The organism is Methylotenera sp. L2L1, assembly GCF_000744605.1.
Taxonomy (GTDB): Bacteria; Pseudomonadota; Gammaproteobacteria; order Burkholderiales; family Methylophilaceae; genus Methylotenera.
Genome location: NZ_JQMG01000001.1, coordinates 2,581,586 through 2,602,492, shown reverse-complemented (window position 1 = coordinate 2,602,492; position 20,907 = coordinate 2,581,586). Strand labels below are relative to the sequence as shown.

Annotated in this window: 9 protein-coding genes; all 9 read left to right on the top strand. The window is 42.5% G+C overall.

Features of this window, described 5'->3' with window-relative positions; genetic code table 11:
• Window positions 1-394 precede the first annotated feature (394 nt).
• The 9 genes from FG24_RS12695 to FG24_RS12145 all read left to right on the top strand — a co-directional run bounded on the left by FG24_RS12695 (window position 395) and on the right by FG24_RS12145 (window position 20,896).
• On the top strand, window positions 395-1,255 hold the full coding sequence (locus FG24_RS12695; protein WP_036303700.1) for a PEP-CTERM sorting domain-containing protein: 861 nt from the start codon (window positions 395-397) through the stop codon (window positions 1,253-1,255).
• A gap of 107 nt (window positions 1,256-1,362) precedes the next feature.
• Window positions 1,363-2,880, top strand: coding sequence for a hypothetical protein (locus FG24_RS12180; protein WP_036303699.1), 1,518 nt, complete (start codon window positions 1,363-1,365; stop codon window positions 2,878-2,880).
• 190 nt (window positions 2,881-3,070) lie between these two features.
• Window positions 3,071-14,014 (top strand): filamentous haemagglutinin family protein, encoded by a 10,944-nt coding sequence (locus FG24_RS12175; RefSeq protein ID WP_036303698.1) that lies wholly within the window; start codon window positions 3,071-3,073, stop codon window positions 14,012-14,014.
• A gap of 127 nt (window positions 14,015-14,141) precedes the next feature.
• Window positions 14,142-15,821: a ShlB/FhaC/HecB family hemolysin secretion/activation protein gene (locus tag FG24_RS12170; protein ID WP_051901548.1), complete on the top strand. Its 1,680-nt coding sequence runs from the start codon at window positions 14,142-14,144 to the stop codon at window positions 15,819-15,821.
• Window positions 15,822-15,885: 64 nt separating this feature from the next.
• A complete protein-coding gene (locus FG24_RS12165) occupies window positions 15,886-17,562 on the top strand; it encodes a DUF2341 domain-containing protein (RefSeq protein WP_036303697.1) in 1,677 nt (558 codons plus the stop codon).
• A gap of 28 nt (window positions 17,563-17,590) precedes the next feature.
• Entirely contained in the window at window positions 17,591-18,001 is a 411-nt protein-coding gene (locus FG24_RS12160; RefSeq protein WP_036303695.1) for an ExbD/TolR family protein, read from the top strand.
• 4 nt (window positions 18,002-18,005) lie between these two features.
• Complete coding sequence (locus FG24_RS12155) at window positions 18,006-18,410, top strand: ExbD/TolR family protein (RefSeq protein WP_036303694.1); 405 nt, start codon at window positions 18,006-18,008, stop codon at window positions 18,408-18,410.
• Entirely contained in the window at window positions 18,410-19,114 is a 705-nt protein-coding gene (locus tag FG24_RS12150; protein ID WP_036303693.1) for a TonB C-terminal domain-containing protein, read from the top strand. Before FG24_RS12155 ends, FG24_RS12150 begins: the two co-directional genes overlap by 1 nt.
• Window positions 19,115-19,132: 18 nt before the next feature.
• Window positions 19,133-20,896, top strand: coding sequence for a putative porin (locus FG24_RS12145; protein WP_235189776.1), 1,764 nt, complete (start codon window positions 19,133-19,135; stop codon window positions 20,894-20,896).
• Window positions 20,897-20,907 lie beyond the last annotated feature (11 nt).

The window sequence follows — 20,907 nt, the reverse complement described above, 5'->3', positions numbered from 1 at the left end:
GTGGCATTACCTTATCTCTAAATATCTATCAGTGTTGCTAAAAATCTAGATCTAGTCCTTTAGAACTAGTAATGCAGAAAATGCATGTCATCTAATTAAACCATCATCCTATTCCGTGCTAACCAAGTTTGTTTAAACGAATTTTGAATGTTTTTCGAATCATGAAAAAAAGATGTTTTTGTAAGCCGATAGGACTAGTTTCAAAAACATATTGAACATATTCATTGAATAACATAGCAACAGTCGCGAAAAGGTGTTGCGCTGATTTATAGCAGATTGATGTTTTATAGACACAGAAGTTTGAATCATCGCTGCTTTAAGTAGCAAAGAATTTAAGTGGTTTGTTTAGTAATAGATGTAATTATTTTTTAATGACTTTTAAAGGGGTATGGAAATGAATTTTAAATTGAAAACTTTAGTAGCTGCATTGGCATTATCAGCAGTTGCTACATCAGCTAATGCTGCTATTTCTTCTGGCGCTAGTAACGGTAACTCTGAATTCGTATTTAGTGCATGGGATTCAGTAGCAGGTGTTGGTTATACCTACGATCTGAACTGGGACAAAGCTTTCACAGATGTTGTAGGTATTGATCAAGCAACGACAGTTACAGGTAATGCACTATTAGCAGCTAATGCAGTAGTGCAGTCTTCACTAATCGGTACAAATGGTATTATTTTTGATGGCGCCTTGACTGGTTTGCCATTTGCAAGTGCTTCAAATGTGCAATGGAACTTGGGTGCATTTGACAATGCAGGTCGTACTCGCCTACTGATGACTCAAGGCGACTCTGGATTGCCATTTGTTTCAACTAACAACCAAGTAAAAGCGGCAGTTACCTTATTCGGTGCCTACACACCGGCAACAAATGGCTTTATTACAGCGCCTGCAGATGATACTTATGCTGTAACAAACGACACAAACGGCAATGCTTACGCTGGTAGTGCTACATTTGGTGGTAATAATTTTAACGGTAACCTTGCTGATACATCAAGCTTCTTAGGTGCTAGTGCAAATATGTACTTCCTTGCCCCAACTACTCAGGCTTCAAGCGCTGCACAAGCTTTACAACAACAACTCTTCTCTTTTGACGGTAAAGCTATCGTTGCAAAAACATACTTGCAAGGCAATGAGTGGCGCCTACAAGTAGCAGCAGTACAAGCTGTGCCAGAGCCAGAAACTAACGCAATGATGTTAGCTGGTCTGGGTTTAATGGGCTTTATCGCTCGTCGCCGTCGTAACAATTTAGCTAAGTAGTTTTAGTAATTTCTGCTGCCCTTAATCTTTTTTAAAAAGCATTAAGGGTTAGCTGCAAAACGTTTTTATTTCGATATTTTATTAAATATATTTAAGGGAATTAAATCATGAAATATACAAAAATCGCAGTTGCATGTGGTTTAGCATTAGCTACAATGTCAGCACAGGCTGCTGGCCCAACAATCCCAGCTGGTACTAAAGTAGTGTTTTTGTCAGGTGCATCAGCACCAGATAACTTTTTAGCTGATATTGCTTCAAGCATGATGACTGGTGTGACTGCAATTCGCAGCAACGATTCAGGTATCTTGCACCGTGCTTACTTGGGTAAAGCTGCTGCTGGTATCCCAGGCGTTGCTGTTGGTACAGATGTTTTATTCATCAAACGCTCTAAAGGTGGTTCAGTATTTGGTGTAGATCCAGTTGCACGTGCAGCACGTATTGAAACTTTAGATTTGAACAACTGCGTTGCTGGTGCGGCACCATATGCATGGTCATGCGGTACTAAAGGTATTGACCCAGGTGTAGTTGGCCACGAAACTGCAGCTAACACAGGTTTAGTGGCTGACTTTGGTGTATCAGATGTTGAGCCAGCATTGTTCCAAGAGCCGTACAATACTGAAAATGGCCAACCTGCTTTAAGTTCAGCAGAGTTAGGTGTTTTATCTAACAAACCAGTCAATCAAATCATGATGGGTATTGTGGCGACTGATGCTGTTGCTGCTACAACACATATCAGCCGTGCACAATACGGCGCTATGTTGGCTGGTAAGTTAGATACTTGGGAACAAGTAGATGGCACAACAGATCCAGTGGTAGTTTGCCGCCGTGTAAATGGTTCTGGTACGCAAACTTCATATAACGCGTTCTTTACTGGTTTCCCATGTAACACTTCAACTGGCGGTTTTGCTGATACACCTCCAGCAACTGTAGAAAACAGTTTCGGTTTTGACGGTGCTCACGCTGGTACAGCTGCAGATCCATTTATTATCGACCCAACAGCTGGTTTAACCATCATCGAGAACTCAGGTTCTGGTGATGTCCGTAACTGCTTAAAAGCAGCTCAAGCTGGTACAGACTTCACAGTAACTGGCTCAAACAACCAACGATATAAAGTGTTGTTTTCAGCAGTTGGTGGCGCATCTAAAGCAATTGGTGTTTTATCTTTAGATAGCTACAACAATGCTAATACTGCTGGTTCTGGCTTCACATTCCGTCATTTAGATGGTGCTGGTACATTTAACGGCGCTACTCAAACATCATCTGCTGGTGCAACTGGTATTGCTCCATCAAAAGCTAACTTGTTAGCTGGTAAATATGACTTTGTGGTTGAGCTTTCAATGCAAGCACGTAATGCAGCAGTAACTAATGTCAATGGTGATGTTGTTGCACCTATCACTACTGATTCTGTAAAAAATTCTTTCTACAATGAGTTTGTAAAACGTGCTGGTTCTACTAAGTACACAGGTAATGACGGCGTTGCAGTTGCTCCATTCCCAACTACAGTACCAAACGCTTTTGCATCATTACCACAGTATGCTAGCTACGCAACTAAACCAGCTTATGTGTCTAAGTTCTCACGTAACGGTAACACTTGCGCACCGTTAGTAAGCTTCCCAGCTTTGTAATTTGAATCAATTGCGTGTGAATCACATGTGATTTGAGTAGCCCTTCCCTGAATTCAGGGGAGGGCTTTTGTGTTTTCGATGAGCATCGCTTGTCGAGAGCCTTTTGATTAATTTAGAGATTTAGTTAAAAAGGTTGTCGCGAAGCATTTTTAATCGACATGAACTTTTGTTTGGTAAAGGATTTACGGATATGAATAGCGGAATTTATCGTCTTATTTTCAACAAATCACGCGGCTTGTGGATGGCTGTGGGTGAGCATGTACGTAGTCATCAATCAGGAAAAAGTGGTAAAGATAAAGTTAGCAAAAAATCTCTTGGCAACGCGCATGCGTTAAATTCTAAAGCTGCTTGTCTCTACATTTTATTATTAGGGACTAGCACTACTGGCTTTATGGGTGTTGCGTTTGCAGACCCAAATTTGCCTGCAAATACGATTCCTACAGGCTTAAATGTTGTGACAGGAAACATTACGATACACGCGCCAGTTATAAATCCAGCCAATATCAATGGTCAGTTACTTAATATTGATCAAGCTAGCCTCAAAGGCATTATGAGCGGCACCAATTTTAATATTGGTAATGCGAGTGCAGTCAATTTCAATCATACAGCTGGTTCAGGTTCAGCAACGCTTATTCGTATTAATGGGCCGAAAAGTATTATCGAAGGTGCACTTAACTCGCCTAAAGGTGCTATTTATCTCATTAACCAAAATGGTATTTTGTTTGGTAATGGTGCACGCGTTGACGTAAATGGTTTGGTCGCTTCAACCTTGGATATTAAAGATAGTGACTTTCTGAGTAATCTTGGGCACCTTGGTGCTTATGTCAACGACGGTAGAGCTGCATACGTATGGGGTGGGGATGCGGCTGGTTATGAAAATGCGTTAATACAGGTAGAACCTGATGCGCATATTAAAGCTGCTCTAGGCGGATCTGTGATGTTGTTTGGATCTAAAGTCATCAACCAAGGCAGCATACAAGCGACTGAAGGCCAAATTGCAATGGCAGCAGGTAATAAAGTGTATTTGTCTGTTGCACCTAATTTAAACGCGGGCTCTTCAGAAGGTGTTTATAACTATACTCAAGATTCGCCTTATAGAGGTTTGGCTGGTGTTTTAGTCGAGGTGGACTCACCCGATTATATTGTCGACCAAAAAGATACCAATGGTAATGTTGTGACAGATGCAAATGGTGACCCTTTAAAAGTCAAACTTACTGGTGAAGTAATCAACGATACGATGGGCCGAATTCTTTCTCAGCGCGGCAATGTCACGATGGCTTCATTTTTAGTTAATCAGAATGGTCGAGTTACCGCCACTTCATCTGCTACTCAAAAAGGTTCAATCCGACTATTGGCTCGTGATACCACCGTTGCTGGTTTTGCATCTATCGAACCAAGTACCACCGAAGAACCAATAGATTTTGCAACAAGGCTTCAACAGAATGGCACAGCGACAGCGACAAAAAATACCATTATTAATGGTAGTCGTACTGGCAAGCTAGGAGTAGGTGCTAATAGTGTTACTACTGTCCTTGCAGAAGATAGTGCCGCACTTGCTAAAGCAAATGAAATTTTTGCAACGACACAAGCAGGAGTGCCTGCAACTAAAGTTGGTGAAAAGTCTTATGTTGACACAGTGTTGAGTGCTGTTAACGTTAAAGGCTCTACACTCACTGACGACCAAGTATTTAACGCGCCCACGATAGAGGCGGTTGGTCACCAAGTAACGATTGGTGATAACGCTAAAATTGTTGCGCCTGGTGGATTTATCAATATTTCTGCGCAAAAGTTTGGGCAAGGCTTTAATGTAGGCGGTGCAGGTACACCCATCGATACAAAAGACGCTGAATCTCGTTTGTTCCTTGGCAAAAACACGCTGATTGACGCTGCTGGTTTGAAAAACGTGGCAGTGGATATGGAGCGTAACTTTGTTGAAGTATTACTCACTTTGACTGATTTAAAAGATGACCCCATCAACCGAGATGGGTTTTTGTATAGAGAAAAAGTTTGGTTTGATATTCGCAATACGCCAGACTCTCGCGTAGCTGATCTAGCTGGCTTTGTGAAGCAAGTGCCACGTTCACTTGGTGAAAAGCTGGCAACAGCCGGTGCAGTAAGTTTAAAGTCTGAAGGTGATTTGATTCAGAGCAGTAGTTCGACAGTAGATGTTTCTGGAGGCTCACTCAAATTTAATAGTGGTTGGAATAAAGAGAGCTGGGTCGTTGCTCAGGATGGTAAAGCATATGCGCTGGGTGATGCGCCTGTAGATACTTTATTTACTAGATTTTTAGGCGGAACCAATACGCGAAAATTGCAAGAGGCTGGGTACACGGAGGGCAAGGCTGCAGGTAAGTTGACCATTGATACTTATGATTTGGCTTTAGATGGGCAAATATCAGGTGGTGCGACTTATGGTGAACATCAGCGTGAATCTAAAAACTTGGGCGGTACCTTAGATATTCATGTGATGACACCAACAGGTGCTGGTGGGCATGACGTCAACGTAGGGAATACAACAACGCTTAATGCTAACTTTAGTGCTACAGATGCACTGCCAGCATCACGTATCAATACTGTAGAAGTTGATGCAGCGATGCTTAACCGAAGTGGTTTTGAAGATATTTCAATCAGCACTGCAGCTAATGTGAAAGTAAACGCTGCGATTAAAGTTGCAGATGGTGGTAAATTGTCACTGTCAGGTCGCGATGTGGAGGTTAATCAGGATATTATTGCTAGGGGCGGTAGTATTGCATTGAAAAGCTCTTTTACCGAGGGCACTGTCATTGCAGATGATACTCATATCAAAGTATCAGATGGCGTTACCTTAGATGTATCCGGTAATTGGGTAAATGATAAATTAGCTGGCTCTGTTAAAGGACGTGTACTCACTGATGGTGGTAAGGTTTCAATCAACTCTGGTGATGAGGTTAAGCTAGGCAGCGGTAGTCTGGTTGATGTATCTGGTGGTGGATGGTTGCAGCAGGGCGGTAATTTAGTAAAAGGTGATGCCGGTAGCATCGATATTGCTACTCAAGTTGGGCAAGGTGGCCAAGATAACCCTTTTACGTATGTTGCACCTGAATTGAACGGTGAGTTACGTGGCTTTGCAATGGGAACAGGTGGTGACTTATCAATTACTGCGCCATTTATTACGGTTGGAAATACTGGTCTTGGTGATCCTAGAGAATTTTTAGCAACGCCTGATTTATTTCAGAATAGTGGTTTCGCAAGTTTTAACCTCACTGGTCGCGATGGTGTTTTAGTGCGTACCAATACTAATGTTGATGTAATCGCCAAGAATTATTTTCTCAATAGAGGCTACGAGCTTAAAGCCAGTGGCGGACATGTTCATGATTTATCTATGATCACTGTTCTGCCTGATTATATGCGTAGCTCTACCAGCCTAGCTTTGTCCACCCAATCTACTAATGTTGATTTACCCTCTGACGCGTTTGCAGCTAGCGGTGTTTCAAGGGGCAGCATAGTAGTAGAAACAGGTGCCAGCATAAAAGTCGATGCCAATGGTATGCGAACAAATTCAGATGGTGAAAAGTTACCACCCAGTATCGCGCTTTCAGCTTGGGATAATCAACTATATGTTGATGGTACATTACAGGCTTTAGGTGGTGATATTTCACTGACGATGAACGGTGATCCAACAGCGAATAGTGACCCTGGATATAACGCCGCACAGGCAATATGGCTGGGTGAGAATGCAAAGTTGGTAGCATCTGGATATACGCGTACGTTACCCTCTGGTAGTTTGTTGAGGGAGGGTGTTGTCTACGACGGTGGCCATATTACATTGGACGCTAAAAAAGGTTATGTGGTTGCTGAAGCTGGGTCAATCATGGATGTTTCTGGGACATCAGCAGTATTTGATGTGAAAAACCTGAATCGATATACACCAACTAAAGTAGCGAGTAATGGCGGAGATATTTCGCTGAGCGCACGTGAGGGGATGTTGATAGATTCAACATTAAGTGCATCATCGCCTGATGGTTTAGGTGGTAGCTTAGACATTAGCTTAACACGTGGTGGCTCACGTACTATTGGTCTTATATCCGCTATATACCCAGGTACTGCACCAAGTATTGATAACGGATTTACTGGTAATCTGCCAGACCAGCTATGGTATGTAGATTTGAGTCAAGGCGGTACGTTTGTTTCAAATACTTTATCTGTTGGTGACTCAATACAGCAATCAGCGGCAGGTCTTGCAAAAATATCAGCAGATAACATGATGAATGCTGGCTTTAGCGATGTTGCACTAAAGTCTGAACATGGCGTGAGATTTACGGGCGATGTGGATTTAGCCGTATCGCGCAGCTTAAGCTTGAACGCTAGGGTAATTGAAGCCACTGATGGCGCTACTGTTAAATTAAGTGCACCGAATGTGGTGATTGCAAATGATGTTGAGACTAAACCTTTAAGACCTAATAGTGAGTATCAGGCAACTACGCCTGTGGCGGGCACTGCTAATCTGACTGTTAATGCTAATTTGTTGGATTTAAAAGGTAAATTTTCCCTCTCTCGTTTTGCAACTACAGCACTTAACAGCACTGGTGATATTCGAATGACTGGTGTGAGCGACCCGAATGTCTCTGTTGGTGGGCTGAGTCAGCCGCCAGTGGGGCAGTTGCTAACGACAGGCGAACTTAGCTTTAATGCGCGTCAAGTTTATCCAACGTCACTTTCAGATTTCACAGTCACGGTAAATGGTGCTGGTAGTAAAGTCAGCTTTAATAAAATCAACCCCAATGATAGTTACGATAAAGTATTGTCTGCTGGCGGAAAGCTCACGGTTAACGCAGAAACAATCGATCAAAATGGGGTGATACTCGCGCCTTTTGGCACTATTTCTTTAAATGCCAGTGATACGCTTAACCTGAACTCAGGTAGTGTGACTTCGGTTTCAGCGCAGGGGGCATTAATACCATTTGGATATACCGATAGAGATGGTCTCGATTACTTATACGATTTTGGACCCAATAGTCAGCAGTTCACTGCCCCACCAGAGCGTGTAGTAAAGCTCAATGCGCCAAATGTTAATCAGAATGATGGCAGTACAGTGGATGTAAGCGGTGGCGGAGATTTATTTGCTTATGAATGGGTGCCTGGGATTGGCGGTAGCAGCGATGTTTTAGCTAGCAATGCCAATCAGAGCGCTTTTGGCAAAGATGCTAAAGATACGTGGGCGATCATGCCGGCTAATAACCAAACCTTCGCTAGCTTTGATGCACAATATTGGCAAGGCAGTGATATTAAAGCTGGTGATGCGGTTTATATTTCTGGTGTTCCTGGCTTGGCTGCCGGGTATTACACATTGTTGCCAGCGCGTTATGCCTTACTGCCGGGTGCAATGTTGGTGTCGTCAGTTTCAGGCCATCAAGATAGAACGGCTGGAGTATCGCAAACGCTTGTTAATGGTAGCACTCTGGTTTCAGGTCATTTGGCGGCTTATACCTCTAATGGTTATGTGCAGAGCTCTCGTACTGCTGGATTTGTGGTACGTGCAGGCACTGATGCTTACAAGTTAGCGCAATACAACACCACTAAAGCAAGTACATATTTTAAAAGTAACACACAGGCGCAGCAGGTTGCAGATGCAGGGCGACTTTCAATTGCTGCAACGAATAGCTTGGTTTTGAATGGTTTACTAAAAGCTTTACCTGGGAAAAATGGGTTAGGTGCAGAAGTTGATATTGCTGCCCCTAAATTACTTATTGTTGGTGCAGGTGAGCAAACTGGTTTGGTAACAAAAGATGGCGAGACATATCTTGCAATTGATGAGGCAACACTCACCAATTTTAATGCAGCCAGCTTGCTGTTGGGTGGTACGCGTAGCAACGGTACGTTAGATGTGGTTTCTAGCGATGTGCGGCTGAGTGAAAATGCTGATTTAGTTGGCCCGGAAGTCATATTGGCGGCAACTAATAATGTGCTGTTAGATTCAGGCGCAAACCTAAAAGGTGCAGGTGCTGGCGCAACATCAAAAGATTTAACGATAGGTGCTGTTAATGGCGCTGATGGTGACGGTGCATTGGTGAGAGTTTCTGGCGGTACAGCAACAAAGGTAACTCGTTTGAATACTGATGGTGACCGTGGTGAACTAACCGTTGAATCAGGTGCGACTGTAGAAGGCAATGGCTCGGTATTCTTAGATGCATCCAAAAAAATGGATGTAGCAGGGGATATTGAGTTTGCTGATGGCGCAGCTTTAGGTTTCTCATCAAGTCATATTAGCTTAGGCTCGCCTGATAATAATGAGGCAGTCACAGATGGTTTATGGCTGCAAAAGCCTCAATTAGACAAGTTTGTTGATGCTGGCAGCTTGTTTTTACAAAGTAAATCAACCGTCGATTTATATGGCGATGCAAGTTTTGGTAATAACAGTTTTGATCTCACGTTACAAAGTGCAGGTGTTGCTGGCTACCAAAATGCAGGCAAAACAACCACGATTACTACACGTAATTTGACCTTGGCTAATAATGATAATGCAATCTTCGTACAGCCTGCTCCAGCACTTGGTGCAAACACCGTGCCAGCATTAGGTACAGGTGGCTTAAATATTAAAGCTGAAAAGGTCGTTACTGGAAATAACACTGTTCGTTTAGCTGGTTTTGACCAAGTGGATATTGCAGCTAGCAAAGAATTGTTAGTGCAAGGCAACGCTCCGCGCGTGAGTGATTCGGCTTCTTCAAATAAACTGGTGGCAGATAAAAACTTAACTATTAATACACCACGCATTACAGCAAGTAACAAAGCCGATTACGCGATTCAAGCCACTAACGGTTTACTTAAAGTCCAAAGTGACGCAACATCTCAGCAAGCTTTGGCTGCGGCAACATCACAAGGTACGCAGCTTAAATTGAGTGGTGAGCAAGTGTTGCTAGCCAATGGTGCAACCATTGATATGCGTGGTGCTAAAACTAGTCTGGAAGCTTCGACTGGCAATGTTGTGCTAGAAGATGGTGCACGAATCTTGGCTCAAGGCAGTACTTACACGTTGAATGACCAAACAGTTGCTTTACCAGCAGGGCAGGTGTCGCTGACTTCTAAAAAAGGTGATGTTGATGTTCAGCAAGGCGCATTAGTTGATTTAACCGCAGCTGGTAATGGCGATGCTGGCAAGTTGGTGGTTTCTGCCATCAATGGTGAGGCTAAACTGGCGGGAGAAATTAAAGCAGCAACAGCCGGTGCTAAGGGCAAAAATGCAGCGGCGATTGTAGATGCCAAGGTGATTTCTGATATTAGCCGAACCATTGCTACGTTGAGTACATTTTCTGGTGAGCAAACTTATCGACTACGTAGTGGAGATTTAGAGATAGGTGTCGCAGATAATATTTCTGCGACAGAAGTAAAACTTATTGCAGATAATGGTGCGATCACAATAAATGGCAAGATTGATGCATCGGGCGATAAAGGTGGAAACGTTCAGGTTTATGCAAAAAATGATGTTACTGTTAATCGAGGCTCTCAAATTTTTGCAAAAGGGCTTGCAGATACCAATAGTACAGCAGGTAGTTTAGGTAATGGAGGTGATGTCTTAATTTCTTCCGAGACTGGGGTAGTAAAGGTTGAGTCTACCGATGCTGGTGGCTTGTCAGGCGCTCTGATTGATGTGTCTGGTGATCAAGTAGGCAGTATCAAAGGAGAAGGTGGTGAAGTCATATTCCGTGCTATGCAAACGAGCACTGACAACGCAGTATTTAATCCCGTTACCACAACTGGTAGTAGTGCAACCCTCAATGCAGTTGTAGCTGATTTTACTTTGACTCCAGGTATGGTCGTTGCATTTAAGCCAAATGTGAATGGAAGCACAACAACTAGACTAAACGTAAATTCACTAGGAGCCAGATTCATTAGAAAAGATGGCGGCAACACACTATCATCGGGTGACTTGGTAGCAGGGAAAACTTATATCGCAGTGTTTGATGGCACCAATTTTCAGTTGGTGTCATCCGCTAATCAAGCGAATGGTTCTGATGTCATAGGATCAGGCGTTAATGTTGAGGTAGGATCGACCGCTGCAGTAACAGGTGCTAGCAGGATGTTGGTTGAGGCTGTAAAGGTATATGACAAGGTTGGAGACTTTACAATTGACGCTAGAAACCGGACATTGATCGCAGCTGATACTAATGCGTTTGCGTCTCGTGCAGCTTCAATAGCTAGTGGATTCTCGCCAACTAAAGATGGTCAATCTGTTGTCATTACTCCTGGAGTAGAAGTGAGGGCATCGGGTGATTTAACCATTGATAATAACTGGAACTTAGGAAGCTCAAACATCACCAATGCTACTGCAGCACAGTCTGTTCAGGGTGGTGGCATTCTTACGCTTCGTGCAGGCAATAACCTAAAAATAGAAGGAAATATTGATAACGAAGACTTTACTGTTATCTCAACACATGCATCCCTAAGGCAGAAGCAAAATAGCTGGAGTTATCGTTTAGTTGCTGGTGCTGATACTGCTTCTGCAAATTTAGAGGCGACTAATTCAGACGGCGTGGCGGACACAAAAAATCTGATAGTTGCTGATGGTAGATACATAAGAACAGGTAAAGGTTATATACACGCAATCGCTGGAAATAATATTCAACTAGGTGATACAGGAGGTTCAGGTGCAGCTATATACACTGAGGGCCTGCATGATGATAGTAAATTCATGCCTCTGGGGTTCAACTACACTAAATTTGGTGTAGTAACTGGTAGTTTGTTGGGGGCAGAAAGAGAGCTTTATGCAGATGGCGGCGGCGACGTGCTCCTGAAAGCAGGTTCTGATATAACAGGATCCGAATCTAGTGCTGAATTTCAAGGAGTTGGAGCTTGGCTGTATCATGCTGCCTTTGAAGGAAATATAGCCAATGCTCAAGCTAGATGGTGGAGTCGGTACGATAGATTTACCAATGGGGTAGCTGCACTCAGTGGCGGTGATGTTAAGGTGGTAGCAGGTGGAGCATTAAGTAATATGCAAATTGCTGCTGCAACCAATGGACGTATGGGTGGAGATGTGAACTCTGCACCAGATATAGCTAACTTTTCTGAGCTTGGTGGTGGTGATGTCAGTATTAAAACTGATGGGTCTGTAGATCAAGTTTTATTACACGCAGGTAAAGGTACAATTAAAGTTGAGTCAGGCTCTAATATCAATGTTGCGCTTTCACTCATGAAGTCCCAAGTAGATTTAACTGCTACTGGGGATGTAGCTGTTATTAGTGCTTCTAACCCCACTATTGGAGATAGTGCGGTAAGTAGTAACAGAGTTAAATTTTATACTTACGATGAGCAAACTTCGATTAGTACTAAGTCTGTAGATGGTGATGTGACCGTTAAAGGCGATGAACACGTGTTTCCATCGAAACTTTCTGCAGTTGCTGCAAGTGGTGATGTCAATGTAGAAAAGGTAGTTTTGTACCCAGCAGCAAAAGGTAATGTGACATTGTTGGCTGGTAATGATGTCACCATCAATAGCTTGATAATGTCTGAAGTAAATCCAAATAGCTTACCAACCATCTCTACAGAGAATCTTAAGGTGGCTGTTAACCCTGTGTTAAATAGCTATCAGGATATTGCAAGCCATACAGAAGGTTTGTTGCACATGGATGACCCTGATCCTGTGCGTGTTTATGCAGAAAACGACGTAGTGTTTAAGGTGCAAAATCCTTTAGTAACACCTAAGCGCGTCGAAGTAAAAGCTGGGCATGATGTGGTTGATCCAAATATCATCGTTCAAAACCTAAAAGCAACAGATGTCTCAACGATTGAAGCTGGTAATGCTATACGTTATAACGAACCTGTGCGTAATGGTGATTCAATTGAGGCGACGGAAGCTGGGATAGAAGTTGCTGGTCCAGGAAGACTTCATTTAATCGCAGATGGCGATATTGATTTAGGCACATCAAACGGTGTTCGCTCAGTGGGTAATTTATATAACCCATATCTAAGTGAGCAGGGCGCAGATATTATGGTGCAGCCAGGGGCTGCCGCTGTAGCTGATTACAACGGCATACTGAATGCATATGTTGAGCCGTCATCGCAGTACTCTAGCGTTTACTTGCCTCTACTAAGTAAGTATATGCAAGCACTAACTGGGGATGATAGTTTGACAGCCAGTCAAGCGCTAGTTGATTTTAAATTGCTAGATAGGCAAGCGCAAACTGCATTTATCAACCAAGTATTTTTTGCTGAATTAAAGGCAGGCGGTTTGGATGCAATTAATGCAACTAGTCAAACATTTGGTGATTATTCAAGATCTGAACGTGCCATATTGCAGATGTTCCCAACATTTACTACTAACCAGAATCTGATTTCTCAGGCAGGTTCTATCATGGCTGGGTTTGGTGACATTGCTAATGAGCAGGTAACTCACCCTGGTGATTTAAGCTTATTCTATAGCCAAATCAGAAGTGAGCGTGGTGGTCGTATTGAACTGCTGGTGCCCGGTGGTTTAGTGAATGCAGGTTTGGCTGTGGCGGGTAATCTGGAAAAATCAGATACTGAGCTTGGCATTGTTTCACTGCGTGGTGGTGAGCTAGTGGCAATGGTGAGAAATGATTTCCAAGTGAATCAATCTCGCGTATTTACACTAGGTGGCAGTAACTTAATGCTTTACTCTGCTTTAGCTGATATTGATGCCGGTAAAGGTGCAAAAACATCTTCATCTACACCTCCACCAGTGATACGTATCGAGGATGGTAAGGTAGCCTATGACTACTCTGGTGCGGTATCTGGTAGCGGTATTGCCGCACTCACTGCAACAGGCGGTAAGCCTGGAGATGTTGACTTATTTGCACCTTATGGTGAGATTAATGCTGGTGAGGCAGGTATTCGCTCAGCAGGTAACATTAATCTTGGGGCTAGGGTAATTATCGGTGCAGATAATATTAGTGCAGGTGGCGTTACAACAGGTGCGCCGGTGGCCAGTACTGCTGGTTTAAGTATCAGTACTCCTGCATCAACTGATTCTGCCAATAATAGCAAACAAGGTAATCAACTTGGTGATGCTGCCAAGCAGGCAGCAAATACCAAACTTGCGGCAATGCCATCGTTAATTAGTGTTGAAGTTATCTCACTAGGTGACGAATCATCAGCAAGTAATAAGCAATCTGATGAAAGTAAAAAAGCTAAAAATTAAGCATGACATTAGTAGTCCTTATGTAACTCCCATGTAATAAAGAGTAGTTATTATCACTGCCAATAACTCATCAAGGCTAGAGCAATCACTGTTCTAGCCTTGACTACATTAAGGATTATATTTCGGCATGCGTGAGCATAATAACTATAAAAAAAGTACAGTTATTTTTAGTCTTTTGTTACTAGGGCAGGCTTTGCCTTTGTATGCAACTGAGACTCCTGATGCTATATCAGGCACTGATGCATCTTTTTCATCACCAGTAAATAATCTCGAAAATGAACTTGTTAAAGACGCTCCAGTTAAGCCTATCGACAATGAAGAAGATGCTAATTATTTTGATATCTTAGAATTTCAAGTTGAGGGTAACACTAAGCTTACTGCTGAAAAAATTGAGGCTGCAGTTTATCCGCTGATGGGTGAAAGAAAGACAATTGCAGATGTTGAAAAGGCAAGAGAGTCTTTAGAGAAAACCTATCATGAAGCTGGCTTTCTTACTGTTTTGGTTGATATTCCAGAGCAGGATGTAGATAAAAAGATTGTTAAGCTAAACGTGACAGAGGGAAAAGTAGGTCGTCTACGTGTTAAAGACTCTGATTATTATTCTTTAGGGCGAATCAAGACCTTAGCGCCATCAGTTAAAGAAGGTGAAATCCCCCATTTCCCAACGGTTCAAAAAGATATTGCAAGATTAAACCGCACCTCAGATAAACGCGTAACACCTGTCATGAAGGCAGGTAAGAATTTTGGTACGGTAGATGTTGATTTAAAGGTTGAAGATACATTACCCGTTCATGCAAATCTGGAATTGAATGATCGATATAGTCAGGATACTAGCCGTTTGCGTTTATCTGGCATGATTAAATATGACAATTTGTGGCAACGCGAACATAGCTTATCTTTAAATTTCCTAACCTCACCTGAAAATACTGATGAAGTAAAAGTCATTTCAGCAAACTATTTAATGCGCTTCGATGAAAGCGATGCATTAATGGCTTTTTATGGTGTTAGTTCTAAAAGTAGTGTCGCAACCGTTGGTGGCATTAATATTTTAGGTGACGGTAACATTCTGGGGGTGCGCCTAATAAAACCACTACCATCCGTTGATAATTATTACCACTCAATTTCATTAGGTCTTGATTACAAAGACTTTGGTCAAACAGTGGTTTTTGGGGGTAGTTTTGATACACCAATCACTTATGCACCACTTTCTGCATCTTATAACGGTACATGGCAAGAAGGTGTGACAACTACTCAAATTAACACCGGAGCCATATTTGGTTTGCGTGGTGTGGTTTCTGAAGCGTCAGAATTTACGGCTAAGAGAGTTGGCGCTAAGCCTAATTTCTTTGTCGCAAAAGCTGATTTGCAACGAACACAAAATTTACCATTTGGCTTTCAGGGGTTTGCCAAAGTTGATGGTCAATTTTCTGGATCACCTTTAATTTCAAATGAGCAATATCTCGCTGGTGGTGTTGATACTGTCAGGGGGTATTTGGAGGCAGAGGCTTCTGGGGACCAAGGATTGCATTCAACACTAGAGATTCGCACACCAACATTATTCAGAAGCGTTAGCTGGGTGCAAGATTTTAGATTGTCAGCGTTTTATGACATTTCACAATTAAGAACAATCGATCCAACCGAGGGGCAAGATAGGACATCTGTTTTATCAGGAGCGGGGATGGGGCTAAAGGTAAATACCTCTAAAGGCTTCAATATCAATCTTGATTTTGCTTGGCCGCTTAAAGATAGCTTGGCGACTAAAAAAGGTGATTTTAGAAGCCATATGCGTGTTTGGTATGAATTTTAATCGTTGATTCTAGGGTTAATGGGTTGTGGGTAGTACGGAGTAATTTATTCAAGGGACATATTGTATGAAGAAGTTGTTAATGTTGTTGGGTTTGATGATTGGACTAAGTCCATTATCTGGATTCTCTCAGTGGAATGAAGATTGGGGCTCTCAGAAGAAGATTAAGGTTGAGGCTAAAACTGCCTCCGCAGTTAGCGATTACGCAGTGGTCGTTCGCTTACATTCTGGTAACTTTGATTTTTTAAGTGCCAATATTGATGGTTCCGATTTACGTTTTATTGCTGCAGATGATAAAACTGAATTGAAACACTACATTGAAAAATATGATTCAGCGAATGAGCTTGCTGTCATTTGGGTAAAGCTACCAAAAATTGACCCAACTGATAAAGATGCTTATTTCTCACTATATTCAGGTAACGAAAAAGCAACGGCGAGTGCTGATGCAAAATCAACTTGGGATTTAAATACAGTTGCTGCATTTAACTTTGCAGAGAAGGCACTGTTTCAAGATAGTTCAAGTACCGGTCTTGTGGCAAGTGGCGAGATTGCAGTGCAAAAAGCCGCATTGATAGGTGAGGCTGCAGTTTTGACAGCAAAACCTTTTGTTATTCCCGCTAATCCGGCAGTAAAACGTCCTGCAGGTGCTGGCTACACTTGGTCAGCATGGATTAAACCTGCTAGTTTGCCACAACAAGCTACCCTGTATAACCAAAGTGATGCAGTCGTGCTGAAGATTGATGGCCTTAAGCTAAGCTTAAATGTAGGTGCAAACAATATCTCTGGCGGTGAAATTAAACCAGCTGCCTGGCAACATGTTGCGTTCACTTTAGATGGCGGTAAAGCAAATCTATTTATTAACGGTGTGTCGGCTGGCACAGGCGATGCATCAGTTGTAGATGCTGCATCTGATATCAAAATCGGCGATGGTTACACTGGTGAGATGGATCAGTTAGAGATTGCTAATGTAGCTCGTAGTGCTGATTGGTTAAAACTCACTGCTAGTTCTCAGGGCATGGATAGTCAGTTACTTAAAATAGAAGCATCAGAAGGAGATGAGGGCGAAGAAGAGGGCGAAGCAAATTACATCGGTATTTTGATCGATAGTTTAACCCTCGATGCAAAAATCGTTATCGCTATCTTGGCCGTTATGTTTGCGATCAGTGTCTGGGTCATGTGGTCTAAGGCAGCGCTTGTGTCACGAACTGATAAAGACAACAAAAAATTCTTAGCACGTTTTCAAAATGCTGGTAATGACCTGCTGAGCCTTGATAAAGGCGGGAAGTATCCACATTCGACATTATTTAAACTTTACGCTGCTGGCTTGAGAGAAATACGTAAACGTGAGGTTGCTGGTGAGTCGTTAGCATTAAGTGGGGCATCAATGGATGCAATTAAGGCAGCAATCGATGCTGATTTAGTGCGCGAAACTCAACGACAAAACTCAAGTATGGTGTTGCTCACTATCGCAATTTCCGGAGGACCTTTCTTAGGATTATTGGGAACAGTTGTTGGTGTGATGATTACCTTTGCGGCGATTGCAGAAGCAGGTGACGTGAACGTGAACGCTATTGCTCCAGGTATTGCAGCAGCTTTGCTGGCGACTGTTGCGGGTTTGGGCGTTGCGATTCCTGCGCTGTTTGGCTACAACTATCTGGCTAGCCGAATCAAAAATATCACAATTGCAATGCAGATATTTGTTGATGAATTTGTCACTCGTACAGCTGAACTGTACGGTAAATAGCCCGTAACCTTTAGAAAAATGAGCGACTATGTCTGAAGGCGTCAAAGAAGAGAATCAGTTATACGACGAGATTAATATCACTCCGATGTTAGATCTCGCGTATGTGCTGTTGGTGATATTTATCATTATGACGACAGCATCTGTGCAAGGTGTAAAAGTTGAAACACCTACCACTCAGTCAACAGCGCCATTAGCTAAACCACAAATGCGGGCAATTACGATTACTAGTGATGGCACTATTTATCTTGATGCTTACCCTGTAGACATGACCACGCTTGAGCAACGGTTGGCTGAAATGAAAAGTGGTAATCCTGAGTTACCGATTGTTTTGAAAGCTGATGCGTCTACACATTTTGATAAGGTTTCTGAAGTGTTAGGGATATGTAAAAAGCTAGACATTACTGAAGTTGGCTTAGTGACTAAAAAGCAGACAGGTTAACAACATGCAAGTACAAAACGACGCACAACCTTATGACACTATCAATATCACGCCAATGCTTGATTTGGCTTATGTGCTGCTAGTTATTTTTATTTTAATGACAACTGCGGGTGTACAAGGTTTAACCATGAACCTACCTAAGCCTTCTAATAAACCCAGCACTGAAAAGCATGATGTGAAAATCGTGCAGGTACAGCAAGGCGGTGGCGTATTGATAAACGGTGTAGGTGTTAGCCTGAGTGAGCTTGAAACGCAACTTAACGCAGCTAGATCAAAAGACCCTGAGTTTTCAGTCATGATTCGTGGTGATGCAAACGCCCCATACGCAGGCGTTATTAGTGTCATTGATTTAGTGACAAGAATGGAAATTACTAATGTCGGTCTTGTGACTGGAAAGATTGGTACGTAATGCATAACGTAGATATCAATCAAGATGATGAGCACGAGCCTAGTGCTAAGGCTATTTGGGTGAAGAGAATAGCGATTGTATTAGTCGTAATAATTGTTCTAGCGTCATTGGGTTACATGGTGAAAGGACTGTTTTCTGGCAGCTCTACCGGTAAAAAGGCAGTCACAACTATTAAGCTATTGCCAGATACACCTCCACCACCACCTCCACCTCCTAAAGAGCCACCCAAGGAGGTGCCAAAAGATCAACCTAAAGAAGTTAAAGAGGTTCCACAGCCTAAACCTGAGCAAACCCCACCAGCTGAAGTACTGAAAATGGAGGGTGCTGCTGGTGATGGGCCAAGCCCCTTTGCCGCAGGCACTGTGAATAACGAATATAAGGGTGGAGATGTAGGTACAAAAATTGGCGGAGGACCTAGTAAGTATCAGTTTGCTTGGTATACCGATTTAATTAAAAACAAAATTGAAGATGCGATGGCAAAAGATAAAGTGCTTGCCAATAGTGCTTACAAAGTAGTGGTCAAGATATGGATAGCATCTAGTGGCCGTATTGAACGATATGAGTTAGTCGGCACTAGTGGTGATTCTGAAAAAGACATGCTGCTTAAAAAAGCACTTGACGGTATGCCGCCACTTTTAGACTCACCCCCAAATGATATGCCTCAACCTGTAAAACTAAGAGTGACAGCACGCTCTGTCGGTTAAGTCTTAAAGCAGAATGAGATGATAAATTTTTTTGAAAATGAAATGGAAGTTAACATGGCACGAGTGCACCAACTCAAGGCTGGCTCAAATAAACATGGGTTTGCCTCTAGTGATCCGTCGAATCATACTCGAATGACGCATAAAACAATTTCTGTAGCGGTTGCTACCCTTTTCTTATCCACATCAATGGTTTCAGCAAGCGCAGGTGAGCGAGAGTCACTTGAGCAATTACGTTCTACTACAGTTAATCTAGTTAACTTACTTGTAGAAGAAGGTGTGTTGAGTAAAGGTAAAGCTGATGAACTGTTAAAGCAGGCGTCACAAGATGCTGCTAAGGCCAAAGAAAAAGATGCTGTGATCACCGCTAACACACAAAACGAAAACGCTGTTGATAGCGCAGTTGAAGACAAAATGGTCAGAGTGCAATATGTCCCTGAAATTGTCAAAAAAGAGATGAAAGAAGAAATTAAAAAAGAAGTCATGGCTAAGCTCAACTACAAGGCTGGTGAGCGCCTTGGTTTGCCTGATTGGCTGGACCGATTTACATTTGAAGGTGATCTCCGCCTGCGTTATCAGGCTGATAAATTTGCAGAAGATAACCCATTAACACAAGATTTTAATGCTGCAAATGGTGGCACTACATTATCAAACACGACAGAAGACCAAGAAAGAGCGCGTGTTCGTGCACGCTTGGGTGTAAAGCTTAAGGTGAATGATTGGTTAAACGGTGGCATAAGAATGACTACTGGTGGTTTGAATGATCCGATATCTCCAAACCAAACGCAAGAAGCCGCCAGTGCTAAGTACACTGTTAGCTTAGATCGTGCATATATGAATGCACAGGTGACACCATGGCTAAATGTAGTAGGTGGTCGCTTTGAGAACCCGTTCTTTTCAACTGATTTAGTTTGGGATCCTGATCTTGCATTTGATGGTGTAGCGGCAAGTTTCACGCCTAATATTAATGATAGCTGGTCTGCGTTTGCTACTTTGGGTGCTTTTCCGCTTGATGAAATTGAAGGGTCGGAAACAAATTTAGCTAAAGGCAAATGGATGTATGGTTCACAAGCTGGTATTAAATGGACGTCGGCGAATAAATCATCCGTTAAATTTGGTGTGGCCTTGTATGAGTTTGATAATGTAGAAGGTGTATCAAATGGTACTCAAGGACTAGATGACTTTCCTCCATATGATGCGACGATTCCTGTTTATCGCACTAAAGGGAACTCTGTATTTGACATTAATCGATCCACCACACCGGGAGCAGGTCAAACACAAGATGAAATAGCAAAATACGGACTACTCTCTAAATTTCGCAATATAAACTTAACTGCTCAATTAGACTTGGCTACGTTTGACCCTGTACATATTACCCTTACAGGGGATTATGCAAGAAATATTGGCTATGACAAAAGTGAGATTCTTAAAAGAATTGGTACTGCAGGCTTGACTGAGTTTGGTTTTGATAAAAAACAAGTAGATGCTTATCAAGTTAGGCTTGCCGTTGGTATGCCAACCACTTTCAAAGCGCATGACTGGCAAGCTTTTGTCGCTTATAAACGATTGGAGGCAGATGCGGTTTTAGATGCCTATACAGATTCAGATTTCTATCAAAGTGGCACCAATGCAAAAGGTTGGATTATTGGCGGTAGTTATGGCTTGGATAAAAATACTTGGTTAACTGCAAGATGGTTTAGTGCAGATGAAATTAAACCTAGAGTTGCATCAGGGAATCCATTATCAATCGATGTATTGATGCTTGACCTTAATGCCAAGTTTTAATTGATTGGAGA